26 protein-coding genes are annotated in these 26,072 nt (G+C 65.0%); 25 read left to right on the forward strand and 1 reads right to left on the reverse strand.

The window, feature by feature from the left end; genetic code table 11:
- Positions 1–15: 15 nt before the first annotated feature.
- The 13 genes from AC1DIM_RS02705 to AC1DIM_RS02765 all read left to right on the forward strand — a co-directional run bounded on the left by AC1DIM_RS02705 (position 16) and on the right by AC1DIM_RS02765 (position 11,740).
- Positions 16–525 carry a shikimate kinase gene (locus AC1DIM_RS02705; protein WP_477709108.1) on the forward strand — a complete coding sequence of 170 codons (510 nt, stop codon included), beginning with the start codon at positions 16–18 and terminating at the stop codon, positions 523–525.
- Positions 522–1,613 carry a 3-dehydroquinate synthase gene (aroB, locus tag AC1DIM_RS02710; protein WP_477708953.1) on the forward strand — a complete coding sequence of 364 codons (1,092 nt, stop codon included), beginning with the start codon at positions 522–524 and terminating at the stop codon, positions 1,611–1,613. Before AC1DIM_RS02705 ends, aroB begins: the two co-directional genes overlap by 4 nt.
- Positions 1,613–2,131: a tetratricopeptide repeat protein gene (locus AC1DIM_RS02715; protein ID WP_477708954.1), complete on the forward strand. Its 519-nt coding sequence runs from the start codon at positions 1,613–1,615 to the stop codon at positions 2,129–2,131. Before aroB ends, AC1DIM_RS02715 begins: the two co-directional genes overlap by 1 nt.
- A 155-nt stretch (positions 2,132–2,286) precedes the next feature.
- A complete protein-coding gene (gene efp, locus AC1DIM_RS02720) occupies positions 2,287–2,850 on the forward strand; it encodes an elongation factor P (protein WP_190988303.1) in 564 nt (187 codons plus the stop codon).
- Positions 2,850–3,260: a transcription antitermination factor NusB gene (gene nusB / locus AC1DIM_RS02725; RefSeq protein ID WP_190988304.1), complete on the forward strand. Its 411-nt coding sequence runs from the start codon at positions 2,850–2,852 to the stop codon at positions 3,258–3,260. Before efp ends, nusB begins: the two co-directional genes overlap by 1 nt.
- 229 nt (positions 3,261–3,489) lie before the next feature.
- Positions 3,490–4,134, forward strand: a complete 645-nt coding sequence (locus AC1DIM_RS02730; protein ID WP_477708955.1) for a GntR family transcriptional regulator — start codon at positions 3,490–3,492, stop codon at positions 4,132–4,134.
- Positions 4,135–4,226: 92 nt separating this feature from the next.
- Entirely contained in the window at positions 4,227–5,231 is a 1,005-nt protein-coding gene (locus AC1DIM_RS02735; protein WP_477708956.1) for a sugar phosphate isomerase/epimerase family protein, read from the forward strand.
- Positions 5,232–5,287: 56 nt separating this feature from the next.
- Positions 5,288–7,066 (forward strand): dihydroxyacetone kinase subunit DhaL, encoded by a 1,779-nt coding sequence (gene dhaL / locus AC1DIM_RS02740; RefSeq protein ID WP_477708957.1) that lies wholly within the window; start codon positions 5,288–5,290, stop codon positions 7,064–7,066.
- Complete coding sequence (locus AC1DIM_RS02745) at positions 7,063–7,569, forward strand: ribose-5-phosphate isomerase (RefSeq protein ID WP_477708958.1); 507 nt, start codon at positions 7,063–7,065, stop codon at positions 7,567–7,569. The genes dhaL and AC1DIM_RS02745 overlap by 4 nt, the downstream gene beginning before the upstream one ends.
- A gap of 2 nt (positions 7,570–7,571) precedes the next feature.
- Positions 7,572–8,582, forward strand: coding sequence for a 3-hydroxyacyl-CoA dehydrogenase family protein (locus tag AC1DIM_RS02750; RefSeq protein WP_477708959.1), 1,011 nt, complete (start codon positions 7,572–7,574; stop codon positions 8,580–8,582).
- A 21-nt stretch (positions 8,583–8,603) separates the two neighbouring features.
- Positions 8,604–9,371: an SDR family NAD(P)-dependent oxidoreductase gene (locus tag AC1DIM_RS02755; protein ID WP_477708960.1), complete on the forward strand. Its 768-nt coding sequence runs from the start codon at positions 8,604–8,606 to the stop codon at positions 9,369–9,371.
- 159 nt (positions 9,372–9,530) lie between these two features.
- The gene (locus AC1DIM_RS02760; RefSeq protein ID WP_477708961.1) at positions 9,531–10,889 is read left to right on the forward strand and encodes an MFS transporter; all 1,359 of its coding nucleotides are present in this window, start codon (positions 9,531–9,533) and stop codon (positions 10,887–10,889) included.
- Positions 10,890–10,897: 8 nt separating this feature from the next.
- On the forward strand, positions 10,898–11,740 hold the full coding sequence (locus AC1DIM_RS02765) for a triose-phosphate isomerase family protein (protein ID WP_477708962.1): 843 nt from the start codon (positions 10,898–10,900) through the stop codon (positions 11,738–11,740).
- Between the two features lie 23 nt (positions 11,741–11,763).
- Here the strand turns inward: AC1DIM_RS02765 and AC1DIM_RS02770 are convergent, their stop codons facing one another.
- Positions 11,764–13,032, reverse strand: coding sequence for a PrsW family intramembrane metalloprotease (locus tag AC1DIM_RS02770; protein ID WP_477708963.1), 1,269 nt, complete (start codon positions 13,030–13,032; stop codon positions 11,764–11,766).
- 98 nt (positions 13,033–13,130) lie between these two features.
- Between AC1DIM_RS02770 and pyrR the strand changes: the two genes are divergently transcribed.
- The 12 genes from pyrR to metK all read left to right on the forward strand — a co-directional run bounded on the left by pyrR (position 13,131) and on the right by metK (position 26,017).
- The gene (pyrR, locus tag AC1DIM_RS02775) at positions 13,131–13,718 is read left to right on the forward strand and encodes a bifunctional pyr operon transcriptional regulator/uracil phosphoribosyltransferase PyrR (protein ID WP_477708964.1); all 588 of its coding nucleotides are present in this window, start codon (positions 13,131–13,133) and stop codon (positions 13,716–13,718) included.
- Entirely contained in the window at positions 13,715–14,743 is a 1,029-nt protein-coding gene (locus AC1DIM_RS02780; RefSeq protein ID WP_477708965.1) for an aspartate carbamoyltransferase catalytic subunit, read from the forward strand. The genes pyrR and AC1DIM_RS02780 overlap by 4 nt, the downstream gene beginning before the upstream one ends.
- Positions 14,743–16,089 carry a dihydroorotase gene (locus AC1DIM_RS02785; protein WP_477708966.1) on the forward strand — a complete coding sequence of 449 codons (1,347 nt, stop codon included), beginning with the start codon at positions 14,743–14,745 and terminating at the stop codon, positions 16,087–16,089. Before AC1DIM_RS02780 ends, AC1DIM_RS02785 begins: the two co-directional genes overlap by 1 nt.
- Positions 16,089–16,607 carry a PH-like domain-containing protein gene (locus AC1DIM_RS02790; RefSeq protein ID WP_477708967.1) on the forward strand — a complete coding sequence of 173 codons (519 nt, stop codon included), beginning with the start codon at positions 16,089–16,091 and terminating at the stop codon, positions 16,605–16,607. The genes AC1DIM_RS02785 and AC1DIM_RS02790 overlap by 1 nt, the downstream gene beginning before the upstream one ends.
- Positions 16,608–16,611: 4 nt before the next feature.
- The gene (gene carA, locus AC1DIM_RS02795) at positions 16,612–17,847 is read left to right on the forward strand and encodes a glutamine-hydrolyzing carbamoyl-phosphate synthase small subunit (protein WP_477708968.1); all 1,236 of its coding nucleotides are present in this window, start codon (positions 16,612–16,614) and stop codon (positions 17,845–17,847) included.
- Positions 17,847–21,185, forward strand: coding sequence for a carbamoyl-phosphate synthase large subunit (carB, locus tag AC1DIM_RS02800; RefSeq protein ID WP_477708969.1), 3,339 nt, complete (start codon positions 17,847–17,849; stop codon positions 21,183–21,185). Before carA ends, carB begins: the two co-directional genes overlap by 1 nt.
- Positions 21,178–22,047 carry an orotidine-5'-phosphate decarboxylase gene (gene pyrF, locus AC1DIM_RS02805; protein WP_477708970.1) on the forward strand — a complete coding sequence of 290 codons (870 nt, stop codon included), beginning with the start codon at positions 21,178–21,180 and terminating at the stop codon, positions 22,045–22,047. The genes carB and pyrF overlap by 8 nt, the downstream gene beginning before the upstream one ends.
- Positions 22,048–22,188: 141 nt before the next feature.
- On the forward strand, positions 22,189–22,506 hold the full coding sequence (gene mihF, locus AC1DIM_RS02810) for an integration host factor, actinobacterial type (RefSeq protein WP_477709109.1): 318 nt from the start codon (positions 22,189–22,191) through the stop codon (positions 22,504–22,506).
- Positions 22,507–22,551: 45 nt separating this feature from the next.
- Positions 22,552–23,124 carry a guanylate kinase gene (gene gmk / locus AC1DIM_RS02815; RefSeq protein ID WP_477708971.1) on the forward strand — a complete coding sequence of 191 codons (573 nt, stop codon included), beginning with the start codon at positions 22,552–22,554 and terminating at the stop codon, positions 23,122–23,124.
- A gap of 39 nt (positions 23,125–23,163) precedes the next feature.
- Complete coding sequence (gene rpoZ, locus AC1DIM_RS02820) at positions 23,164–23,424, forward strand: DNA-directed RNA polymerase subunit omega (protein ID WP_236798452.1); 261 nt, start codon at positions 23,164–23,166, stop codon at positions 23,422–23,424.
- Positions 23,425–23,455: 31 nt separating this feature from the next.
- On the forward strand, positions 23,456–24,703 hold the full coding sequence (gene coaBC, locus AC1DIM_RS02825; RefSeq protein WP_477708972.1) for a bifunctional phosphopantothenoylcysteine decarboxylase/phosphopantothenate--cysteine ligase CoaBC: 1,248 nt from the start codon (positions 23,456–23,458) through the stop codon (positions 24,701–24,703).
- 78 nt (positions 24,704–24,781) lie between these two features.
- Positions 24,782–26,017 carry a methionine adenosyltransferase gene (metK, locus tag AC1DIM_RS02830; RefSeq protein ID WP_477708973.1) on the forward strand — a complete coding sequence of 412 codons (1,236 nt, stop codon included), beginning with the start codon at positions 24,782–24,784 and terminating at the stop codon, positions 26,015–26,017.
- The last annotated feature ends 55 nt before the right edge of the window (positions 26,018–26,072 follow it).

The following is a 26,072-nucleotide window of genomic DNA, read 5'->3' on the forward strand; positions in this document are numbered from 1 at the left end:
GTCCTCATCGGGCCCATGGCAGTGGGCAAGTCGGCCATTGGCTATGAACTCGCCAAGCGCCTTGACGTGCCCTTCGTAGACACCGACGTGCTGATCGTGGACGCCCACGGCAGCATCGCATCCATCTTCGCCGGCCGCGGGGAGCATGCCTTCCGGGAAATTGAGGCCCGCACCGTGGCCGCTGCCGTGGAACGCGCCGAGGAAACCGTCTCTGTCATCTCGCTGGGCGGCGGCGCCGTCCTGGACTCCGGAACCCAACAAGTCCTCGCCGGCTGCACCGTGGTGTATCTCGAATGCGATGAAGGAACCGTGGCTTCGCGGATCGCCCGGAACTCCGGGCGGCCGCTGCTGGCCGGTGATGCCATGGCCCGCTGGGCTACCCTCTTTGCCACCAGGAAACCCGTCTACGAACGGCTGGCCGACCTGGTCCTGGACGTTCGCCACGGTTCGATCACCGAACTGGGGCACCGGCTTGAAGTTGCGCTGCGTGAGTACGCGGCCGCCAAACAGGAAGTTGAAAAGTGAGCGTCGATTCAACAGTCATCAAGGTCACCGGCGAATCCGCGGGGCAGAACTACGACGTCGTGGTGGGCCGTGGCCTGCTGGCTGACCTCCCTGCCCTGCTGGGTGAGCGGGTCCGGCGCGTGCTGGTCATCCACCCCCGGGCCCTGCGCCTCACCGGCGACACCGTCCGCGACGAACTCGCTGCGGCCGGTTTCACCTCCCTGACCGCGGAAATCCCTGATGCCGAAGAGGGCAAACACATCCAGGTCGCGGCGTTCTGCTGGCAGGTCCTCGGCCAAAATGACTTCACCCGTTCCGACGCCATCGTGGCAGTGGGTGGCGGCGCAGTCACAGACCTCGCCGGATTTGTGGCGGCCACGTGGCTCCGCGGCGTGAAGGTCATCCACATGCCCACCAGCCTGCTGGGCATGGTGGACGCCTCCGTCGGCGGAAAGACCGGCATCAACACGGCCGAAGGCAAGAACCTGGTGGGGTCCTTCCACCCGCCGGCCGGAGTGCTGGTGGATCTGGACACACTCAAAACCCTGCCCCGCAATGAGATCATTTCCGGTATGGCGGAAGTCATCAAGTGCGGCTTCATTGCAGATCCAGCCATCCTGGAACTGGTGGAAAAGGACGTCGCTGCGGCCACGGATCCGGGATCGGACACGCTGCGGGAGCTCATCGAGCGTGCCATTGCAGTCAAGGCGAAGGTGGTCTCGGAAGACCTGAAGGAATCCGGGCTGCGCGAAATCCTGAATTACGGCCACACCCTGGGCCATGCCATTGAACTGGTGGAGCGCTACTCGTGGCGGCACGGTGCAGCCGTGTCCGTGGGCATGATGTTCGCAGCCGAGCTTGCCCGCAGCGTGGGCCGCCTCAGCGATGCCGACGCCGACCGCCACCGCAGCATCCTCGAGACCCTGGGGCTTCCGGTCACGTACCGGAAGGACCGCTGGCAGGGGCTGCTGGACGGCATGCGCCGGGACAAGAAGTCGCGCGGGGACCTGCTCCGTTTTGTGGTCCTTGACGGCATTGCCAAGCCGGGGATCCTGGATGTCCCGGACACGTCGCTGCTCTTTGCCGCCTATCAGGAAATCGCCTCCTGATGCAGGGCGACGTGGCAGGCACCAGCGAATGGCCCGATGCCGGCTTTCCCGGGATCCGGATCAACCCGCTCAGCTTGCTGCCGGAAATCATCAACGATGATGTTTGCCGCGCAGCCCTGGCGGCATCCGCCGACCCGGCAGACCAGATCTACGTCCTCATAGTTGAGGGGCATGCCACGGAAGCAGCGGAACTGCTCGCGGAGGCTCGCTTTAAGGACCCCGAGTCCTTCCGCCTGCGCGCGTTCGAAGCAGAGGTTTTGCGTATCTCCCACCGTTCCGACCGCGCACTGGAGTTGTTCAAGCAACTGCTGGGGGAGTTCCAGGGAACCGACCGTGAGGCCCTCGTCCAGCAGTATCTGGGCAAGACGCACTTCGCCGCCGGGCACGCGGCTGCCGCGGTGGAGTCCTTTTCGCGCGCACTGGATCTGAGGGTGTCCCAGTCGGCTGACGCAGCCCAGATTTACTCGTCCACAGTGGCTCTCCAGCGGGCTCGCGACGTCCTGGACCTCGCCTGCTGACAGCCCAAAGCTGCCACAGGACGCAAAGCGTCCCGGATTTACCGGTAGAATAGTTCTTGGATTTTTGACAAACACGCGCTGGCGGGCCGTTCGGCATGCCTGGCCGGCATAGAACGTCTGACAACTGACCAGACTTAAGAAACCAAAGGAAACCAGTGGCAACCACTAACGACATCAAGAACGGCACCGTCCTGAAGCTCGAGGGCCAGCTCTGGAACGTCATCGAATTCCAGCACGTCAAGCCCGGCAAGGGTGGCGCCTTTGTACGGACCAAGATGCGGAACGTGATGTCCGGCAAGGTTGTGGATAAGACGTTCAACGCCGGCCTCAAGATCGAGACCGCCACGGTTGACCGCCGCGATTACCAGTACCTGTACCAGGACGGTGCGGACTTCGTATTTATGGACACCGCTGACTACGACCAGATCACCGTCTCCGGGGCAACGGTTGGCGACGCCACCAACTTCATGCTCGAAAACCAGATGGTCAACATTGCCATCCACGAGGGTAACCCGCTGTACATCGAACTCCCGCCCAGCGTTGTCCTGGAGATCACGTACACGGAGCCTGGCCTGCAGGGCGACCGCTCCTCGGCCGGCACCAAGCCCGCAACCCTGGAAACCGGATATGAAATCCAGGTTCCGCTGTTTGTCGAGAACAACACCAAGGTTAAGGTCGATACCCGCGACGGCAGCTACCTCGGCAGGGTCAGCGAGTAGTGAGCGCACGCGGCAAGGCCCGGAACCGGGCACTGGATGTACTTTTCGAAGCGGAACAACGCTCCGTTTCGCCTTTCGACGTGCTCAGGGCGCGGCGGGAGAAAACCGATCAGATCGTGAACCCCTACACTCTGGAAATCGTGGAAGGTGTCGTCTCGCAGCAGACGGCCATCGATGAGTTCCTGGAAACCTACTCGCAGGGCTGGACCCTGGAGCGCATGCCCTCGGTGGATCGCATCATCCTGCGTATCGGCACGTGGGAACTGCTCTACAACGATGACGTCCCCGACGGCGTCGCAGTCAGCGAGGCAGTGGCCCTGGCGAAAACGCTCTCAACTGACGAGTCGCCGTCGTTCATCAACGGACTCCTGGGACGCCTGCAGCAGCTGAAGCCCTCACTCTTGGCCTGATACTGCCAACCTGAACTGTTCCTGAAGTAGCCAAGCCCCGAGCGAGGCGACGAGTAGCCCCGGCCAGGTCCGCCTGCCCGGGGCTCTTCTGTGTCGGAAACAATGTCACGCCCTGGCTTCGAACCTATAGGATTTCACCATGCCAAATGCGTTTAGAGTAACCGGTACCGCCACTGGCTCCGCCAATCTGCAGGGGTCTGGCGGGGCCGGCCGAGGCGTCAGCCGCCAAGTGCTTGCCGACCACGTGTACGCCGAGTTGTTGGCATCCCTCATGGACGGCCGGCTGGCGCCTGGCGCCGTGGTGAGCATTGACGGGACCGCCCGCGAACTGGATGTTTCCCCCACTCCGGTTCGCGAGGCACTGGCGCGCCTTGAGCATACCGGCATGGTCCGGAGGGTCGCGCTGAAGGGCTACCGCGTAGCGCCTGTCTTTACCCGGGAGGATTTTGCAGAGCTTATGGAGGCCCGCCTGGCAATCGAGCCGGTGAACGCCCGGCTGGCCTGCGAGCGAACAACCCGGCACGGCCTCGCGGAGCTTGAGCAGTCAGTTGAAGACATGAAATCAGCACCAAGGGGACCCTCATTTGCCGAGTTCAAGGATTACCTTGAAGCGGACGAGCGATTTCACCAGCTCATTGCCCGGCAGACCGGCAACCAGTTCATGGAAGCCGCGTACTCAGCCTTGGGAGGACAGGTTCAGCGGTTCCGCCTCTTCAGTGGCGTCGGGATTACAGATGCCGAGTACGCCATAGCGGAGCATCAGGCGGTCCTGGAAGCGGTTGCCACGGGCGACCCGGACAAGGCAGGAACAGCCATGGCAGACCATATCCGGAAGGTACGCTCCCGAGCTATCGCGGACGCCCCGGAAAGCTAGCCCCAACCGGTCGAAGCAAAAGTGTGAGGTTGACAACTTCTTCTTAATTGTAGATCCTATAGGAAAGAGGATCTACAAGGGAGTGAAGCATCGTGGCTTACACAGCTGAAAATTGGCCCATTACCGCTGCACTGCTGCAGTTTCCTGGCACTGACGCCCACGGAACGGGCATCAACGACGCCGATGCATCCGTATGGGCGGAGGTCCTGACTGAGGTCAAGGAAGCCGGCTTCGCCAACGCAGACCTGACGGACAGTTGGCTCCGGCCCGGCGATCTGAGCGCAGCGAGGCTCGCTGAGTTCAAGCAGACCGCAGACAGTGTGGGCATCGGCGTCCCCGTCATTTCCGCCATCCGCCGCAGCGTGATTGAGGCAGTCAACTGGGAAGCCAACCTGGCCTATAGCCACCGCACCATCGACGCCGCTGCCGAACTGGGCTGCGAAGTTGTCTCCTTCGGCCTCCACCAGGCCATCACGCCGGAGCAGCAGAAACAGCTCTGGTTCTGGACCGTTGAAGGTTACAAGGACCCTGCAGGGAACAAGGAGGCCTGGGGCAACGCCGTGAGCCGCCTCCGGGAACTCGGCCGGCACGCAGCCGAAGTTGGGGTCCTGCTGTCCTTGGAAATGTATGAGGACACCTACCTGGGCACCGCAGATTCCTCCGTACAGCTTGTCCAGGACATCGGCCTGTCCAACGTCGGCCTCAACCCGGACCTCGGCAACCTGATCCGGGTCCACCGGCCCATCGAAGATTGGCGCGAGATGGTGGCCAAAACCCTGCCGTACTCCAACTACTGGCACATGAAGAATTACATCCGGGACGAGGACACGGCCCGCGACATGTACGTCGCCATGCCGGCGCCGATGGAAAGCGGTCTCATCAACTACCGCGAAGCCTTCAAGCTGGCGCTGTCCGTAGGGTTTCAGGGCATTCTCTGCACCGAGCACTACGGCGGAGACGGCCTCAGTGTGACCGCCAGCAACCAGGACTATCTGCGCCGCCACGTCCTGCCGAAGACCGACGGTTACCTGCTCGGCAAGAGCCAGGTGTCGCAGGGGCGCCAGCAGCCGTCCGCGGTCGCTCTCGCGAACGTCTAAGCAGACCAGCTTCCAACCAAAACGGCAATTACCAACTCGGATTCGATGAGGAAACCATGACTCAGATCTTCGACAACCCCGCTGATTTCGCGGATGAGGCGCTGGACGGCTTTGTGGCAGCCAACCGCGGCTACGTTGCCCGCGTTGACGGCGGCGTCGTCCGCTCCACCGAGGTGCCTGCCGGACAGGTCGCACTGGTGGTCGGCGGCGGCTCCGGCCACTACCCGGCCTTCGCCGGCCTGGTGGGACCGGGCCTTGCCACGGGCTCCGCCTGCGGCAACATGTTTGCCTCCCCGGCGGCCGGCCAGGTCTACCGGGTGGCCAAGGCGTCCAACGCCGGCGGCGGCGTGCTGCTGAGCTACGGCAACTACGCCGGTGACGTCCTCCACTTCGGTCAGGCCCAGTTGCGGCTCAACGCGGAAGGCATCGAAACGCGGACCGTCCTGGTCACCGACGACATCGCCAGCGCGCCGCTGGACCAGATCGAAAAGCGCCGCGGCATCGCCGGCGACCTGACGGTGTTCAAGATCGCGGGCGCCGCTGCCGAAGCAGGACTGGACCTCGACGCCGTCGAGCGCCTCGCCCTCCGGACCAACTACCGCACCCGTTCCCTGGGCGTGGCGTTCGACGGCTGCACCCTTCCCGGTGCCGACGCGCCGCTGTTCCACGTGCCGGCAGGGCAGATGTCCCTGGGCCTGGGTATCCATGGCGAACCGGGCATCTCCGAACACCCCATGCCCACAGCCTCTGAACTGGCCGAGCTCCTCGTCTCCAAGCTCCTGGTCGACAAGCCGGACGACGCCGGCACCCGCGTGGTCGCCATCGTCAACGGCCTGGGTACGGTCAAGTACGACGAGCTTTTCCTCCTCTTCGGCAAGATCGATAAGCTGCTCACCACAGCGGGCCTGACAGTGGTGGAACCGGAGTGCGGCGAGCTGGTCACCAGCCTGGACATGTCCGGACTCTCCCTCACCCTGCTGTGGCTGGACGAAGAACTCGAGCAGTTCTGGGCAGCTCCGGCCGACACCCCGGCCTTCCGCAAGGGCAACCTCGCACCGCGGGCCCGCCGGGAGCTGGCGGGTCCTGAAGACGCCGTGGCCGGCGAAGTGGAAGACACCACCCCGGCAGCAGCCAGCCTTGGCCGGCTGGCAGCCGCCGTGCTCGCCCAAGTGCAGGGCGTCGTGGTCGAGCATGAAGCGGAACTGGGCGATCTCGACGCCATTGCGGGCGATGGAGACCACGGCATCGGCATGCGGCGCGGTGTGGATGCCGCAACCACTGCAGCCCGGGAAACCTCCGACGCAGGTGACTCGGTGGAACGGGTCCTTACCGCCGCAGGGGAGGCGTGGAGCGAGCGCGCCGGTGGCACGTCCGGGGCCTTGTGGGGATCCGCGGTGATCGCCGCCGGGCTTGCCCTCGGTAACAAGACCTCGTACGGCAACGAGGACGCGGCGGCCGCTGTCACCGCGTTCGTGGACGCCATCACCGCCCTCGGCAAAGCTGAGCCGGGGGACAAGACCATGGTGGACGCGCTGCTTCCCTTCAAGGACACCTTCCTGGCCGAGTCCGAGGGCAGCAGTACGGTCCCGGCAGCGCTGGCCGCCGCAGCGTCAGCTGCACAGGCAGCCGCTGACGCCACCGCTGCGCTCCGGCCGCTCAAGGGCAGGGCACGTCCGCTGGCCGAAAAGAGCCTGGGTCATCCTGATCCCGGTGCGGTGTCCTTCGGGCTGATCGCCGCGCGCATCGCCAGCTACGTCGCATCTGAACCCACTATTTCCGGACTGATTGATTCCCAACTGGCCGCTTCCGCGGCCGGAAATGGAGCACAAGCATGAGCACCACCCCTGTCGCCAGCCCCAGCAACCCGGCAGGATGGCGCATTGTCATCGGCAACGACGAAGCCGGCGTCGAATACAAGGAAGCGCTGAAGGCCCTGCTCGAAGCGGACAGCCGCGTCGCGTCCGTAGTGGACATCGGTGTGGGCGCGAGCGATTCAACCGCGTACCCGCATGTCGCCGTTGACGCCGCCCGCAAGGTGGCCGAGGGTGAAGCGGACCGTGCACTGCTGATCTGCGGCACCGGCCTGGGCGTGGCCATCGCGGCCAACAAGGTTCCCGGGATCCGCGCCGTCACGGCCCACGACGGGTATTCCGTGGAACGCTCGGTCTTGAGCAACAACGCGCAGATCCTCACCATGGGCCAGCGGGTGATTGGCCTGGAACTGGCCAAGAAGCTGGTTGGCGAATGGCTCGACTACCGTTTCGATGAGACCTCATCCTCCGCCGCCAAGGTGGAAGCTATCTGCTCCTACGAGCCCGAATACACAAAGGCAGTCTGATCATGACCGAAACAGCAAACCCCGCGGCAAAGCCGGAAGATACAGTACCCGTTGACGTAAACAGCGCCCGTAAGATCGCCGTCGTCGGCTCCGGCTACATGGGCGGCGGGATCGCCCAGGTCCTGGCGCTCGGCGGCGCCCGCGTGGCACTGGCCGATGTGTCCGCCGAAGTGGCGCAGAGCAACTATGACCGGCTCCTCGCCGAATCGGACCAGTTCGTGGCCGACGGGTTGTTCCCTGCCGGCTCCACTGAAATCCTGAAGCAGAACCTCTGGGCCGCCAAGGACATCGAGGAAGCCGTGGCGGACGCGGACTTCATCGAGGAAGCCGTGCCCGAAGTCATTGCCATCAAGCACGCTACGCTGGCCCGCATCAGCGCCGCCGCCCGGCCGGACGCCATCATCGGCTCCAACACCTCCACCATCTCCATCGCGGAGTTGTCCGAGCCCGTCACCAACCCGGAGCGGTTCCTGGGCGTGCACTTCTCCAACCCGTCACCGTTCATCCCCGGCGTCGAGATCATCCCCCACGCCGGCACCTCGGCAACCACCGTGGGTGCCGTCCGCGACCTGGTGCACGCCGCCAACAAGCAGACTGCCGTGGTCAAGGACGTCACCGGCTTTGTGCTCAACCGCCTGCAGTACGCGCTGTTCCACGAAGCCGCGCAGCTCGTGGAGCAGGGAATCGCGACGGCGGACGACGTGGACACCCTGGTCCGAACCACCTTCGGCTTCCGGCTGCCGTTCTTCGGCCCCTTCGCCATTGCGGACATGGCCGGACTGGACGTCTACAACTTCTGCTACAAGTCCCTCCAGACGGAGTTTCCGGAACGGTTCGCCACCCCGAAGATCCTCACAGACCTGGTGGAGGCCGGGAAGCTGGGTACCAAGACCGGCGCCGGCTTCCTCAACGTTCCGGCTGAGCGCACACCGGAGCTGATCGCCTACCGGAACAAGGCCTATGTGGCCATGCAGAAACTGATCGAAGACCTCGGCCCCGCGCCGATCAACTAACGCAGAAACCCAGGAGTAGCCATGAGTCCTTTCCCCACCGAACGCACGGCAATCGTCACCGGAGCCGTGTCCGAGCGAGGCATCGGCCGCGCCACCGTTAACTACCTGGCCGCCCAAGGCTGGAACATCGGCATCATCGACCTCGACGACGCCCTCTGCAAGGCCACTGCCAAGGAGCTCGCCGCACAATACGGCGTGCAGGCACACGGGGTGGGCGCCAATGTGGGCGACGAAGGTTCAGTCCGCAAGGCTATTGACGAGATCGAAGCGAACCTCCCGCAGATCGTCGCCCTGGCAAATGTCGCTGGCGTCAGCTCGCCCGTTCCGTACTTGGAACTGGACGCTGCCGAATGGGACCGCGTTCTGAACATCAACCTCAATGGCGTCCACTACGCCACCCGTCGGGTAGCCGAGTCCATGGTCAAGAACCGGATTGGGCGCATCGTCAATATCTCCTCCGTGTCAGCGCAGCGCGGCGGCGGCACGTTCTCAAAGACTCCGTACTCCGTGGCGAAGGCCGGCGTGATCGGTTTGACCCGCTCGACGGCGCGTGAACTGGGGGAGTACGACATCACCGTCAATGCCATCTCCCCGGGCCCCATCGACACAGACATCATGGGCGGCACCCTCAGCCAGGAACGCAAGGACGAACTCACCAAGGACCTCGTGGTCAATCGGGTTGGATCCACACGCGACATCGCAGCAGCCATCGCCTTCCTCATCAGCGAGGACTCCGGCTACATCTCCGGCCAGACGCTGAATGTGGATGGCGGACTCTACATGCACTAGGAAGGACCACCATGGGCTCCTGGACCAAGGAACGCAAAATCTACCTGGCAGTCGGCGTTATCGCCTGCCTGGTGGGCGCAGCGCTCATCGCTTTCTCCTTCTAATCGCTCCATCACCCCCATCTGATTTGCCCGCACACTGGCTCAACGAGGAGTTTGAATGACTGTCAACACTGGAACGTCCGCCACTAAGGAGTTACTGGATTCACCGGTTCTCAAATCGGCGATCTCCAAAGCCTCCTTCCGGCTCATGCCGATGCTCGTCATCCTGTACGTCGTGGCGTTCCTGGATCGCACCAACGTTGGCTTTGCCGAGGCAGCATTGGAAATGGACAAAGGCATTACAGCCGGCGCATATGCGCTTGGCGCCGGTATCTTCTTCATCGGCTACGCGTTGTTCGAGATCCCTTCCAACCTGCTTCTGACCAAATTCGGCGCCAAGGTGTGGCTGGCCCGCATCGCCATCACCTGGGGTATCGTCTCCGCGTGTTTCGCCTTCGTCCAGGGCGAGACCTCGTTCATCATCCTGCGGTTCCTCCTGGGTGTCACCGAAGCCGGACTGTTCCCAGGCGTCATCATGTTCCTGGCAGCCTGGTTCCCCAACAAGGTCCGGGTCAAGATGTTTGCCATCTTCTACCTCGCCCAGCCCTTTTCCCAGATGATGGGCGCACCGCTCTCCGGCTGGCTCATCAACATCGGCGATCAGGTCCCCGGCGTTCACGGCTGGCAGGTCATGTTCTTCGTCGAAGGTTCGCTCGCAGTCGTCGCAGGCATTGCCGCGTACTTCTTCCTCATCAACAGCCCGCAGGACGCCAAGTTCCTGGACAAGGACGAAAAGAAGGCGCTCCTGGACGTTATGGCACTGGAGGACACCGTTAAGGAAGAGTCCGGTCCGCGCGGTGTCCTTGCCGCGATGAAGAACGGCAAGGTCTGGTACTTCACGGCCATCTACTTCTGCCTGCAGATTGCAGTTTATGGTGTCACCTTCTACCTGCCGCAGCAGGTGGCGCAGCTGACCGGGCAGAAGGTGGGCCTCGCGGTCGGCCTGATGGCGGCCATCCCCTGGTTCTTCGGAATCTTTGCCTGCTACTTCATCGGCAAAGCAGCCAACACGATTGTGCGCCGCAGGGTATGGGGCACAGGGCTGTTTCTCTCCACCGGCCTGTGCATCTTCGGCTCCGCCTGGGCGGGCGCCAACCATCTTCCTGCCTTGGGCATCATCTTCATCACCCTCGCAGTATGCAGTTTCCTTTCGATCGGACCCATCGCGTGGTCCTACCCGACGGCGTTCCTCACCGGGACAGCGGCCGCTGCCGGAATCGGCCTGATTAACTCGCTGGGTAACCTGGGCGGTTTCGTCGCTCCTATCCTGCGGACAACGGTCAACGAGGTCACCGCATCGGACACCGGCACTATGGGCGTCTACGCGTTGGGTGTGCTTCCCTTCGTGGCAGCCATCATGATGTATGCCACGAAGAGGTTCAACAATAAGGCGGACGATCTGCTCGACGACAAGTGACCGACGCTATGACTGTTTGCAGCAGTGACCAATTGGTTTTCCCGGACATCCTGTACATCGGCGTCAGCACAAAGATGTACATGGGGTACCGGGACTGCCTGGACTGGCTAGCTCGCGTCCAGCACGAAGTGGACTCCCGTCCGGCCCTTTCGGCCGGGCGGGTGGTCCCGTTTGTGATTCCTTCTTTTCCGGTTCTCCCGGCCGCCGGGAGCGTCGTGGAAGGGTCACCCCTTCTGCTGGGCGCGCAGAACTGCGGCTGGGCGGACGGCCCCTGGACAGGCGAAGTATCTCCATCGCTCCTGGCGGAGCTGGGCGTACGCCTTGTGGAGATCGGGCACGCCGAACGACGAATGCACTTCGGCGAGGACACGGCCATGATCGCGCTGAAAGTCAGGGCGGCGGACAGTGCCGGCATCACCCCGTTGTTATGCGTTGGCGAGGAAATCCGCGATGGCTCCAGCGGGACCGGGGCAGACCGCGCGGCCGGGTTTGTCTATGAGCAAATCGCCGGTGCGGTTGGCGGCGACTGGTCCCTGGCGTCCAGGCTCGTTATCGCCTATGAACCGGTCTGGGCCATTGGCGCGGCGGAGCCCGCCGGCGCAGACCATGTCACCGCCGTTGTGCGGACACTAAGGTCCTTGCTTTCCGCCCGTTCAAACGAGGCAGGCAGCGACCTGGGGAAGGTGCCCATCATCTATGGGGGCTCCGCGAAGCCAGGGCTTTTGCCGGCGCTCGACGGCGTCGCGGGGCTCTTTCTGGGCCGGTTCGCCCACGATGCGCAGAACTTCGGCAAAGTGCTCGATGAGGCATTGTCAATGAGGGCATTGCCGGAAATTTCTCATCTAACGTAGCCGGCGATGCGGCAACGTCGGGCTCAGCCCGCGACGGCGGCGCGCAGCGACAGGATCCGCTGCAGCTGCTGCTGCTCCTCGGCCTGGTGGAGCCGCACGTCACGGCCGCTGAGGATCCGCTGCCGGATGAAAGCGAGTTGGGTAGCGGCCTGCAGGAAGGCCTTCATTTGCGGCCGGCGGTGGTAGCCGGCTGCCCAGTGCAGGGCAGTCCGCCGCCCGCGCGGCGTCGCCAACAGTTCCACCTCGGCGGGGCTGAACCAGCCAGCCGCAGAATACTCCATCAGCCGTTGGCGCGTTAGCCGGTTTTCCGCGACCCGCAGCAGGATGATTCCCACCACAGCCAGTACAAAAATGGGCACCTGGATCAGAACGTACTCGCCCAGGAAACCTGCGCCCATGCTGTTCCACCGGTTGTGCAGCACCATTGCCGGGATGAGCCCGATGAAAAAGGCCGCGATGGACGCGCCGGAGTGCCAACGCCGGGCGGCGAACCCCATGATGAGGCCGGTGGTCCCCGTGAAGATTGCATGCGCGAACGGCGACATCACACCGCGAAGCAGGAAGATCTGGGCCAGGTCTGTTGCCGGGCTGGCGGACTCGGCAATGGCCCGGCCAAAGTAGAGGATGTTCTCGGTGAACGCGAAGCCGCCGGCGATGGTGAACGCGAAGACCACGCCGTCCACCGGGCCATCGAAGTGTTTCCGCGCCAGCAGCAGGAGCAGCAGCAGGCCCAATGATTTGGCGAATTCCTCCACGACGGGTGCCTGGACTGTGGCCATGTAGGTCTGCAGATCAGGCACATCGCTGAACTGGAACGTGAGGGCAAAAAACGGCTGGATCAGGAGCGTGACTGCCACTGATACGGCGGCGCCCCACGTAAACGCAAAGAAGAGGAGCCGCTTCGGCTCCGGTTCCCACCGGTCGATGGCGTGCACTGTCAGGAGGACCGCGGACAGCGGAATCAGCGAGACGACAAAGCCCACGATGAATCCGCCCACGCCGGTGCTCGCCACCAGGAAGGGCACCACCAGCAGCAGGCTCAGGAACGCCAGCGCTGCCCCGCCAATCGTCAGCGCCAGCAGGCCGGCGGATCGCATGCGTGCGCCGTCACGGCCGGGCTCCGGAGGACCCAGGGCGGGCAGGGGGGCCGCATAGGTGCCAGGCGGTGGCATGTAGTACTCCGGCCCGATCCGGCCCATCCAACTGGGGTTGGCTCGGCCCGGAAGAGGAGCCCGGGGTCCGGCGGGGCCGCCGGGCTGGCCGGGGCCCTGCTGATAAGGGTTGGTGGACATGGGGAAAGCCTAGTGCCCGGCGCCAGTGTGGTAATTTTGAACCGCACATGATCCTTTTTTAATTCCGTCCCGTGAGGCGGGGAAAGGGGAGACGAGCGTTGACTTCCGTCACAAGCGCACCGGTTCCAGCCAGGGTTGTCCTCAACCAGGCCGACATTGACCGTGCCCTCACTCGTATCGCCCATGAGATCCTCGAAGCCAACAAAGGCTCCCAGGACCTCGTCCTGTTGGGCATCCCGCGCCGCGGCTATCCGCTGGCACTTCGCCTGGCACAGAAGATCGCAGCAGCAGACCCCACCGTTGATGCCGCGGAAATTGTTGGTCAGTTGGATGTGACCATGTTCCGCGACGATCTTTCCCACCAGCCCACCAGGCCGCCGTACCCCACCCAACTCCCGCGCACGGGAATCGACAACAAGGTTGTGGTGCTCATTGATGACGTCCTATATTCCGGCCGGACCATCCGGGCAGCCCTGGACGCCATTATCGACCTTGGCCGCCCCCGGATCGTCAGGCTTGCCGTGCTGATCGACCGCGGCCACCGCGAACTTCCCATCCGGGCCGACCATGTGGGCAAGAACCTCCCTACCTCGTCCGCCGAGAAGGTCAGGGTGCGCCTGGAGGAAACTGACACCGCCGCCAACGGCGCCGCCGTCAACGAAGTGGTCATCGAGGGCGGCGCGTGAAACACCTGCTCTCCACTGAAGACCTCAGCCTCACCAACGCCATCCGCATCCTCGACACCGCCGAAGAAATGGCAGCCGTAGGGGACCGCGAGGTCAAAAAGCTCCCGGCGCTGCGCGGCCGCACCGTGGTGAACCTCTTCTTCGAGGACTCAACCCGCACGCGGATCTCCTTCGAAGCCGCCGCCAAACGGCTGTCTGCCGACGTCATCAACTTCGCCGCCAAGGGCTCCTCTGTCTCCAAGGGCGAATCCCTCAAGGACACAGCCCAGACGCTGGCAGCGATGGGTGCTGACGCCGTCGTGATCCGGCATTGGGCCTCAGGCGCACCGCACCGGTTGGCCGCCACTGACTGGATTGATGCCGCCGTCATCAACGCCGGCGACGGCACGCACGAGCACCCCACACAGGCCCTCCTGGACGCCTTCACCATGCGCCGGCACTGGTCCAAGCTGGCCGGCCGCGGGTCCATCGGTGCGGACCTCAAGGGCATGCGGGTGGCTATCGCCGGCGACGTCCTGCATTCCCGCGTGGCGCGCTCCAACGTGTGGCTGCTCCGCACCCTGGGCGCTGTGGTGACCCTCGTGGCGCCGCCCACCCTGCTGCCCATCGGCGTCGAGCACTGGCCCTGCCAAGTCAGTTACAACTTGGACGAAACCCTTGAGCAGGGGGTGGACGCGGTGATGATGCTGCGCGTGCAGGGCGAGCGGATGAACGCCTCATTCTTCCCTTCGACCCGCGAATACTCCCGCCGCTGGGGGTTTGATGACAACAGGCTCCGCGCACTGGACAGGCTGGAGCTGAAAGACACCATCATCATGCACCCCGGCCCCATGAACCGGGGCCTGGAAATTTCCGCGGCCGCCGCCGATTCGCCCCGCTCCACCGTGCTCGCACAGGTGCGCAACGGTGTCTCGGTCCGCATGGCCGCGTTGTACTTGCTGCTCTCCGGGGACACCCGCGAACCAGCCGCCGCGGTGGGCGAAGCCCGCACCAACACAGCCCGTTCCGCAGAGGAGAGCAACTAATGGCAGACAACAACGGAACCTACCTCATCCGGGGTGCGGCCATCCTGGGCGCCGACGCCGAAGACCTGCTCATCCGTGACGGCGTCATCGCTGCCCGGGGCGCCGGCGCGGCCACTCACAGCGACGCACAGGGAGCCGCCGTCATCGAGGCCGCCGGCCTGGTGGCACTTCCCGGCATGGTGGACGTGCACACCCACCTGCGCGAACCTGGCCGCGAAGACGCCGAAACCGTTGAGACCGGCACGCGCGCCGCTGCCCTGGGCGGCTACACCGCCGTCCATGCCATGGCCAACAGCAATCCGGTGGCGGACACCGCCGGTGTGGTGGAACAGGTCCACAGCCTGGGCCGTGCTGCCGGTTGGGTGGACGTCCGCCCCGTTGGCGCCGTGACCGTTGGCCTGGCGGGGGAGCAACTCGCCGAGCTGGGCGCCATGGCGGATTCCCGCGCCCAGGTGCGGATGTTCTCCGACGACGGCATCTGCGTCCACGATCCCGTGCTGATGCGCCGCGCCCTGGAGTACGTGAAGGCGTTCGACGGCGTGGTGGCCCAGCATGCGCAGGAACCCCGCCTCACCGCCGGGGCCCAGATGAACGAGGGCGCGGTTTCCGCAGTCCTGGGACTGACCGGCTGGCCCGCGGTTGCTGAGGAAAGCATCATCGCCCGCGATGTGCTGCTGGCGCAGCACGTCGACTCCCGCCTGCACGTCTGCCACGTCTCCACCGCCGGTTCCGTGGAGATCATCCGGTGGGCCAAGGAACGCGGCATCAACGTCACCGCCGAGGTCACCCCGCACCACCTCCTGCTGACGGACGACCTGGTCCGCAGCTACAACCCCGTCTACAAGGTCAACCCGCCGCTGCGCACGGATGCCGATGTGCAGGCCCTGCGCGCCGGCCTGGCCGATGGCACCATCGACGTGGTGGGCACCGACCACGCGCCGCACCCGAGCGAGCACAAGGAATGCGAGTGGGCGCAGGCAGCCATGGGCATGACCGGACTGGAAACAGCACTGTCCGTGGTCCAGCACACCATGATCGAAACCGGTCTCATGACATGGGCTGACTTCGCCAGGGTGACCTCCTCCGCAGCTGCCCGGATCGGCCGGCTGGCGGACCAGGGCCGTCCGCTGGAAACCGGCGAGCCCGCCAACCTCATCCTGGTGGACCCGGCTGCCCGCTGGACTGTCGATCCGGCAAAGATGGCTACCATGGGCCGTAACTCCCCGTTTGCCGGCCTGGAGCTCCCGGGGAAGGTGGTGGCCACTTTCTACAAGGGCCACCCCACCGTCCTGGACGGCAAGCTCAACACCCCGTACCGGGAACCGGCTGCGGCAGGCGCCGCCTGATGGACACCCAGACACTCTCGCTGGTCAGCACGGTGGCGATTATCGCCGTCGTACTGGCCATGATGGGGATCGGCTGGCGGAACCGCCTCAGGCGGCAGGCCGACGTCGAACCCCTGCCTCCGGTACCCGCGGAACCTGGCGTGCCGAGCGCCGAGGCGGAAGGCCAGTACGTTGCCTCCACCACCGCCGGCGACTGGCTTGACCGGATTGCGGTACATAACCTCGGCATCCGGACCAACGCCGTCCTCAGCGTGTACCCCCATGGCGTCCTCCTGGACCGTTCCGGCGCACCGGCCGTTTACATCCCGGCCGACAACCTGACCGCAGTCCGGCAGGAGAGCGGAATGGCTGGCAAGTTCGTGGAAAAGGACGGCCTCCTGGTCCTGACGTGGGACCTCGGGACCCACACCCTGGACACCGGCTTCCGGACCCGCAGGGCCGCCGACAAGGACGCCCTCTATGACTCCCTTCAGCAATTGATCGCCGCAGCCCCCCAGGCAGATCCCAGTGGAAAGTAAGACAGTGACAGAAACAGCGACACCACAAACATTGACGGCGGCACCAGCGGCCATTTCCACCCCGGCGGTGCTGGTCCTCGAGGACGGCCGCATCTTCCGCGGCACCAGCTACGGCGCGCAGGGCACGGCCCTGGGTGAGGCAGTCTTCGCCACCGGCATGACCGGCTACCAGGAAACCATCACCGACCCCTCCTACGCCCGCCAGCTCGTGGTCCAGACCGCGCCGCACATCGGCAACACCGGCGTGAACAGTGACGACGCCGAATCCCGCCGCATCTGGGTGGCCGGCTACGTTGTCCGCGACGCCGCCCGCCGCCCTTCCAACTGGCGCTCCGAACGCTCCCTCGACGACGAACTCGTCGAACAGGGCGTCGTCGGCATCCAGGGCGTGGATACCCGCGCCATCACCCGGCACCTGCGCGAACACAAGACCATGCGCGCCGGCATCTTTTCGGGTGACGCCGCCAAGGCCTCGGACAAGGAACTGGTTGACGCCGTCCTGGCCAGCGCCCCGATGGAAGGCGCCCGGCTCGCTGAGGAAGTCAGCGTGGACAAGGCGTACGTGGTGGACCCCAAGGACCACGGCTGGGACGGCGACGCCCGGTTCAGCATCGCGGCGATCGACCTCGGCATCAAAGCCATGACCCCCATCCGTTTCGCCGAACGCGGCGTCCGGGTCCACGTCCTGCCTGCCACGTCAACCCTTGAAGACGTCAAGGCCGTCAACCCGGACGGCTTCTTTATGTCCAACGGCCCCGGTGACCCTGCCACGGCGGATGCCCAAGTCAAACTGCTGCGCTCCGTCCTTGACGAGAAACTGCCGTACTTCGGCATCTGCTTCGGGAACCAGATCCTGGGCCGTGCGCTCGGCTTCGGTACCTACAAGCTCCGCTACGGCCACCGCGGCATTAACCAGCCCGTGATGGACCGCCGCAGCGGCAAGGTGGAGATCACGTCCCAGAACCATGGCTTCGCCGTGGACGCACCCCTCGACGGCGCCACCCAGGCCCCCGAAGAACGCTACGGCCGGGTGGAGGTCAGCCACATCAGCCTGAACGACGACGTTGTGGAAGGCCTCGCATGCCTGGACATCCCTGCCTTCTCGGTCCAGTACCACCCGGAAGCGGCCGCAGGCCCGCACGACGCCGCCTACTTGTTTGACCGTTTCATCGACCTGATGGCGGACACCAAAAATGGCGCAGAGAACACCACCGATTCCAAGACTGAGGACAAGAAGTAATGCCGAAACGTACAGATCTCAAGAGCGTCCTCGTCATTGGTTCCGGCCCGATCGTCATTGGGCAGGCCGCTGAGTTCGACTACTCCGGCACCCAGGCACTGCGTGTCCTCAAGGAGGAAGGCCTCCGGGTCATCCTGGTGAACTCCAACCCCGCCACCATCATGACGGACCCCGAGTTCGCTGATGCCACCTACATCGAGCCCATCACCCCGGAGGTGGTGGAGAAGATCATCGCCAAGGAACGGCCGGACGCCCTCCTGCCTACCCTCGGTGGCCAGACCGCACTGAACACGGCCATCGCCCTGGACAAGAACGGTGTGCTGGAAAAGTACAACGTGGAGCTCATCGGCGCCAACATCGCGGCGATCGAGCTCGGTGAGGACCGGGAGAAGTTCAAGGGCGTTGTGGAACGCTGCGGCGCCGAATCGGCCCGCAGCCACATCATCCACACCATTGACGAGGCCCTCATCGCAGCCGTTGACCTCGGTTACCCGATGGTGGTCCGGCCGTCCTTTACCATGGGCGGGCTCGGCTCCGGCCTGGCCTACGACGAAGGAGACCTCCGCCGCATCGTGGGCCAGGGCCTGCAGTACAGCCCCACCAGCGAGGTGCTCCTCGAAGAGAGCATCCTCGGCTGGAAGGAATACGAGCTCGAGATGATGCGCGACAAGAACGACAACGTGGTGGTTGTCTGTTCCATCGAGAACTTCGACCCCGTCGGCGTGCACACCGGCGACTCCATCACCGTGGCCCCGGCCCTGACCCTGACTGACCGCGAATACCAGCGGCTGCGCGACATCTCCATCGCCGTCATCCGCGAAGTGGGTGTGGACACCGGCGGCTGCAACATCCAGTTCGCTGTCGAGCCGGACACCGGCCGTGTGGTGGTCATCGAAATGAACCCGCGCGTCTCCCGTTCCTCGGCACTGGCCTCGAAGGCCACCGGGTTTGCGATTGCCAAGATCGCCACCAAGCTCTCCCTCGGCTACACCCTGGATGAGATCCCGAACGACATCACGCAGAAGACCCCTGCGTCCTTCGAGCCCACCCTGGACTACGTGGTGGTCAAGGTCCCGCGGTTCGCCTTCGAAAAGTTCCCGGCGGCGGACGACACCCTGACCACCACCATGAAGTCCGTCGGCGAAGCGATGGCCATAGGCCGCAACTTCACCGAAGCACTGCAAAAGGCACTTCGCTCCCTCGAGCAGAAGGGCTCGCAGTTGGACTTCAGCTCCGTCCCCGAATGGGAAGTCCCGGAGCTCATCGAAAAGGCCAAGCGGCCCACCACCGAGCGCCTGCACCAGGTCCAGCGTGCCATGCTCGGCGGCGCCACCGTGGAACAGCTTTTCGAAGCCACCAAGATCGACCCCTGGTACCTTGACCAGCTCCAACTGCTCAACGAAATCTCCCACGAGATCCGCAAGGCCGGCTGCCTGACGGTGGAGATGCTGCAGCGCGCCAAGCGTCACGGCTTCTCGGACGAGCAGATCGGTGCCCTGACGCACAACTCCGAAGCCGTGGTCCGCGGTGTTCGCCAGGCCCTCGGCATCCGTCCGGTCTACAAGACCGTGGACACCTGCGCCGCCGAGTTCGCCGCCTACACCCCGTACCACTACTCGTCCTACGACGAGGAGGACGAGATTGCGCTGCACTCCAAGCCCTCGATCCTGATCCTGGGCTCCGGCCCCAACCGCATCGGCCAGGGCATCGAGTTCGATTACTCCTGTGTCCACGCCTCCATGGCACTGCGCAAGGCCGGCTACGAGACCGTGATGGTCAACTGCAACCCGGAGACGGTCTCCACCGACTACGACGTCTCCACCCGCCTGTACTTTGAGCCGCTGACGCTCGAAGACGTCCTGGAGGTCATCGCCGCTGAAGAGCGCACCGGCGGCGTCATGGGCGTGTTTGTGCAGCTGGGCGGCCAGACGCCGCTCAAGCTGGCGCAGCAGTTGGCCGACGCCGGCGTCCCCATCCTGGGCACCTCCCCGGAAGCAATCGACCTCGCAGAGCACCGCGGCGAATTCTCCCGCGTCCTGGACAACGCCGGCCTGATCGCCCCGAAGAACGGCACCGCGGTGTCCTTCGAGGACGCCAAAAAGATCGCGGACGAAATCGGCTACCCGGTCCTGGTCCGCCCGTCCTACGTGCTGGGCGGCCGCGGCATGGAAATCGTCTACGACGAGCCCAACCTCTCCCGCTACATCGCCAACGCCACCGAAATCACCCCGGACCACCCGGTGCTGATCGACCGGTTCCTCGAGGACGCCGTCGAAATCGACGTCGATGCACTCTTCGATGGCACGGACATGTACCTCGGCGGCATCATGGAGCACATCGAGGAGGCGGGCATCCACTCCGGTGACTCCGCCTGCGTGCTGCCCCCGATCACCCTGGGCAACAATGTGCTCGAGCGCGTCCGCACCGCAACCCGGGCCATCGCCGAGGGTGTGGGCGTCCGTGGCCTCATCAATATTCAGTTCGCCCTGGCCTCGGACGTGCTCTACGTCCTGGAAGCGAACCCGCGGGCCTCCCGCACCGTGCCGTTCGTCTCCAAGGCCACCGGCGTGCAGATGGCCAAGGCAGCGGCCCTGATCGGCACCGGCGTCACCATCAACCAGCTGCGCACGGCGTACAAGATGCTGCCGGAGACCGGCGACGGCTCCACCCTGCCGCTCGACGCGCCTGTCTCGGTCAAGGAAGCAGTGCTGCCGTTCAGCCGCTTCCGCACGTTTGAGGGCAAGGTAGTGGACTCCCTGCTCGGGCCGGAAATGCGTTCCACCGGTGAAGTCATGGGCATCGACAAGCATTTCGATACCGCCTTTGCCAAGAGCCAGGCCGCCGCGAACAACGCCCTGCCCACTGAAGGCAAGATCTTCGTCTCCGTGGCCAACCGGGACAAGCGTGCGGTCATCATGGCGATCAAGCGCCTTTCGGATCTCGGCTTCGAGATTGTCTCCACCGGCGGCACCGCCGATGTCCTGCGCCGCAACGGCATCCAGGCCAGCACGGTCCGCAAGGTCGCGGAAGGCAGCAGCGCCGAAGGCGAAGGCACCATCGCGGACCTGGTCATTGCCGGCGAGATCGACATGGTGTTCAACACCCCCTCCGGCGGGGAAGCCCGCAGCGACGGTTATGCCCTGCGCGCCGCCGCAACGTCCATCGGCATTCCCTGCATCACCACGGTGGCCGAGATCAACGCAGCGGTCCAGGCGATCGAGGCGATGCGCACGTACGAGTGGTCAGTGACCAGCCTGCAGGAACACGCCGCTGCGCTGGCCGCGTCCCAGGCCGCAGACGCGAAGGCCGCGGCAGCGCAGGTATCGCAGAATGCCTGAGACAGGCTTCACACCGGCAGGCGCCGCCGGCCGGGAGTCCTTCGGCTCCCGGCTGGGGGCGGCCATGGCTGCCCGCGGCCCGCTGTGCGTGGGCATTGACCCGCACCCCGCGCTGCTGAAGAGCTGGGGACTGGACGACGACGCCGCCGGACTGAGGCGGTTTTCGCTGACCGTCCTGGAGGCCGTAGGTTCGATCGCTGCCGCGGTGAAGCCGCAGGTGGCGCTTTACGAGCGCCACGGCTCTGCCGGCATGGCAGTGCTGGAGGAAGTGCTGGCTGCCGCTGAGGGCCAGGTGCTCACCATCGCGGATGCCAAACGTGGCGACATCGGCTCCACCATGGCCGCCTACGCGGACGCCTGGCTGCGGGACGGATCGGCGCTTGCCGCCGATTCGGTGACCCTGAGCCCTTACCTCGGGTTTGAATCGCTCCGGCCGGCCCTGGATCTGGCTGCGGAGTACGGACGGGGCGCTTTTGTCCTCGCCCTGACCTCCAACCCGGAGGGGGCCTCCGTCCAGCATGTTGGGGGCACCGATTCGGTGGCGCGCCGGATCACCGAAGCAGCCGCAGCGGAGAACTGCCGCTACGAAGGGCCGCTGGGCTCAGTGGGGCTGGTAGTCGGAGCCACGGTGGGCTCAGCATTGACCGACCTGGGGCTGGACCTGCAGGCCGTCCGCGGCCCCATCCTTGCCCCGGGGCTGGGGGCGCAGGGCGCAACCCCGGCCGACCTTCGCCGGACGTTCGGCGCGGCGTACCCCCAGGTGCTGGGAACATCGAGCCGGGACATCCTCGCGGCCGGTCCCGGCGTCCAGGGGCTCCGGGCCGCAGCCCGGCGGACGCTGGACGGACTTCGCGAAAGTTAACCCGGTGGTTGCGCGGCTTCAGGCCTTCGCGGGGCCGGTTAATACGGGCGTCCATTGATTCAGGGGGCACCAAAGGGTAGTTTCAGGACAAGTCCAATGGCGGCCGCCATGGACGCATCTGAAATTCCGGGGGTGTCCTCCATGAGCCTGCGACCCTTATCCGCGTCAGAACGCGCTGATGCCCTGCATAAGGCTGCCGCCGCCCGGGCAGCCCGGGCCGAGGTGAAGGAACGGCTCAAGAACGGTGAGACGTCGGCGGCGGACATCATCAGCTCGGCAGCCGAGGACGATGCGCTGGCGCGGATGCGGGTGGCCGAACTGCTGGAGGCCCTGCCCGGCATCGGCAAGGTCAGGGCGGCGGCCATTATGGAACAGCTGGGAATCGCGGCGTCCCGGCGGGTCCGCGGCCTGGGCATCCACCAGCGCCAGGCGCTGGTAGATTTTATAGACGAGAAATAGGGCGAACCACTCTTCGTCTATCCAAACATCGCCGCAAAGGAATACGTGAGCAAGAAACCGGGACTGACAGTCCTCGCAGGTCCGACGGCTGTTGGCAAAGGCACCGTGTCCACCTACATTCGGGATAACTACCCCGAAGTCTGGCTTTCCGTATCGGCCACCACCCGCGCCCCCCGCCCCGGTGAGCAGGATGGCGTCCACTACTTCTTCAAGTCCAAGGACGAGTTCGAATCCCTCGTGGCGGCCGGTGAGCTCCTGGAGTGGGCTGTTGTCCACGGCCAGAACACTTACGGCACGCTCAAGAGCACCGTGAACCGGGCCATCGCCGACGGAAGGTCCGTGCTTCTGGAGATTGACCTGCAGGGTGCCCGCCAGGTCAAAGAGGCTGTCCCGGACGCCCAGTTCGTCTTCCTGGCGCCCCCCACGTGGGACGAAATGGTGCGCCGGCTGGTGGGCCGCGGCACGGAAAGCACCGAGGAGCAGCAGCGACGCCTGGAAACCGCTAAACTGGAACTTGCCGCTGAACCGGAGTTTGACCATACCGTCATTAATGATGACATTCGCCGGGCAGCGGACGAGCTTGTTTCACTCATGGGGCTGACCCCGCACCCGCACTAGTAGCTGGTTCCGGTCAGCCCGTTAGAATTTGGAGAATTCGTGTCCACGAACCTTGAAGGCATCATCAACCCGCCGATCGACTCACTGCTTGAGGCAGCTGATTCCAAGTACGGCCTGGTGATCTTCGGTGCCAAGCGTGCACGTCAGATCAACGCTTACTACGCCCAGCTGCATGAGGGCCTGTTCGAATACGTTGGCCCGCTGGTCGACACCAAGCTGAACGAGAAGTCGCTGTCCATCGCCCTGCGCGAAATCAACGAAGGCAAGCTCGTTTCCAGGCCGATCGAAGCTGCAGAGTAACTCTCAAAGACTGCCTGTTGACGGAGGTCACGTGCGCATAGTCCTCGGAGTCGGGGGAGGGATTGCGGCCTACAAGGTCGCATCGCTCCTCCGGCTTTTTACTGAAGCCGGGCACAACGTCACGGTGATTCCCACTGAGGCTGCCACCCGCTTTGTGGGTGTGGCCACCTGGGARGCCCTTTCCGGCAACCCGGTCAGCAGCAGCGTCTTCGACGACGTCCACCAGGTCAACCACGTCAGGCTGGGCCACGAGGCTGACCTGATCGTGGTGGCACCGGCGACGGCTGACCTCCTGGCCCGCGCGGCCACCGGACAGGCCAGCGACCTCCTCACCAACACGCTGCTGATGGCCCGGGGGCCCGTTCTTTTCGCCCCGGCCATGCACACGGAGATGTGGCAGCACGCCGCCACCCGCGCCAACGTTGAGACCCTCCGCAGCAGGGGCGTCGCTGTGCTCGAACCGGCCAGTGGCCGGCTCACCGGCGCCGACTCCGGCCCGGGCCGCCTGCCGGAACCGGAAGCAATCTTCAACGCCGCCATGGCCCTCACCCAGGGCCAGTCCGACTACCAGCTTCCGCTGGCCGGCAGGACTGTAACCATCAGCGCCGGCGGCACCAGGGAACCCCTGGATCCCGTCCGGTTCCTGGGCAACCGGTCCTCCGGAAAGCAGGGCGTCGCCCTGGCCGTTGCGGCACGCAACGCCGGCGCCACCGTGCGGCTTATTGCCGCCCACATGGACGTCCCGGCCCCGGCCGGCGTTGACGTGATGGTGGTCGAGACGGCCCTGCAGCTGAGGGAAGCCGCGCTGGCAGCGGCCGCCGGCTCCGACGTCGTGATCATGGCAGCCGCGGTGGCTGACTTCCGCCCCGCGGAAATCTCCGGCACAAAGATCAAAAAACGCGATGACACCGCGGACCCGGTCATCACCCTGGTCCGCAACCCGGACATCCTGCAGGAGTTGGTGGAGGCCCGGAACGCTCCGGAGAACCAGGCCGCCCGCGGAAACCAGCTGATTGTTGGTTTCGCGGCGGAAACAGGCGATGGGCAGGGAGACGTGCTGGCCTACGCCGAGGCGAAGCTCAAGCGCAAGGGCTGCGACCTCCTGGTGGTCAACCACGTGGGGACCGACAGGGTTTTTGGGCAGGACACCAACTCGGTAGTCATCCTGGCCCGTTCCGGCGCCGAACCACAACTGGCTGCCGGCTCCAAGACTGAGGTTTCGGCCGCCGTGATCACGCGGGTCGGCCAGGAGCTGAACCACGTTTCACCCCGCGCCTGACCAACAGCCGAACACCGTTTCCTTAGCACGGGGACACACGCGGCCGGACGTCCGATTCCCAACCAGTAAGGTAGTTGAGTGACTTTACCGCTGCACATTCCCCACACCCACGGGGCCACGCCCCCGGCACTCCGGCTCTTCACGTCCGAGTCCGTCACTGAAGGCCACCCGGACAAAATCTGCGACCAGATCAGTGACGCCATCCTGGACGCGCTGCTCGCCGTCGATCCGGAGTCACGCGTCGCCGTGGAGACCATGGCCACCACCGGCCTGGTCCACGTTGCCGGTGAGGTCACCACCGACGCCTACGTCGAAATCCCGCAGATCGTCCGTGAGACAATCCTGGGAATCGGCTACGACTCCTCGGCCAACGGCTTCGACGGCGCCCGTTGCGGCGTGTCAGTGTCCATCGGCCAGCAGTCCAACGACATTGCCGGCGGCGTCTTCAACTCGCTGGAAGCACGCGAAGGCCGCCAAGAGGACGACTACGACCTCCAGGGTGCCGGCGACCAGGGCCTCATGTTCGGCTACGCAAGTGACGAAACCCCGTCCTACATGCCGACGCCGATCTGGCTGGCGCACCGCCTCTCCGAACGCCTCACCGTAGTGCGCAAGTCCGGTGAACTGGCCTACCTCCGTCCCGACGGAAAGACCCAAGTCACGGTGGGCTACGACAAAGACGTGCCGGTTTCCGTGGAGACTGTGGTCATTTCCAGCCAGCACGCTGAAGGCACCAGCCTGGACCGGCTGCGCGCCGATCTCGCGTCCTTCGTCATTGCCCCGGTGCTGGCAGCCGCCAACCTGGACATCTCCCGTGCTGCAAACATCCTCAACCCTGCCGGCGAGTTCGTCATCGGCGGACCCGTGGGCGATGCCGGCCTGACCGGCCGCAAGATCATTGTGGACACCTACGGCGGCATGGCCCGCCACGGCGGCGGTGCTTTCTCGGGCAAGGACCCGTCCAAGGTGGATCGGTCCGCGGCATACGCCATGCGGTGGGTGGCGAAGAACGTGGTGGCTGCAGGCCTCGCCAAGCGCGCCGAGATCCAGATCGCCTACGCCATCGGCCAAGCCCGTCCCGTGGGCACCTATGTGGAAACCTTCGGGACGGAGACGGTGGACCCGGCGCGGATCAGCGCCGCCATCGCGGAAATCTTCGATCTCCGCCCCCGGGCCATCATCGACGCCCTTGACCTTAAGCGGCCCATCTACGCCAAGACTGCCGCGCACGGCCACTTCGGCCGCGACGACCCCGATTTCACGTGGGAGCGGCTGGACCGCGTGGATGACCTCAAGGCCTTCTTCAACGCCTAGCCTGCCGTCAACGCCCAGCCAATCACGTGACCCGGCTGAAAATGTCGGGGCCACG

Source organism: Pseudarthrobacter sp. 01T43 (assembly GCF_056398665.1).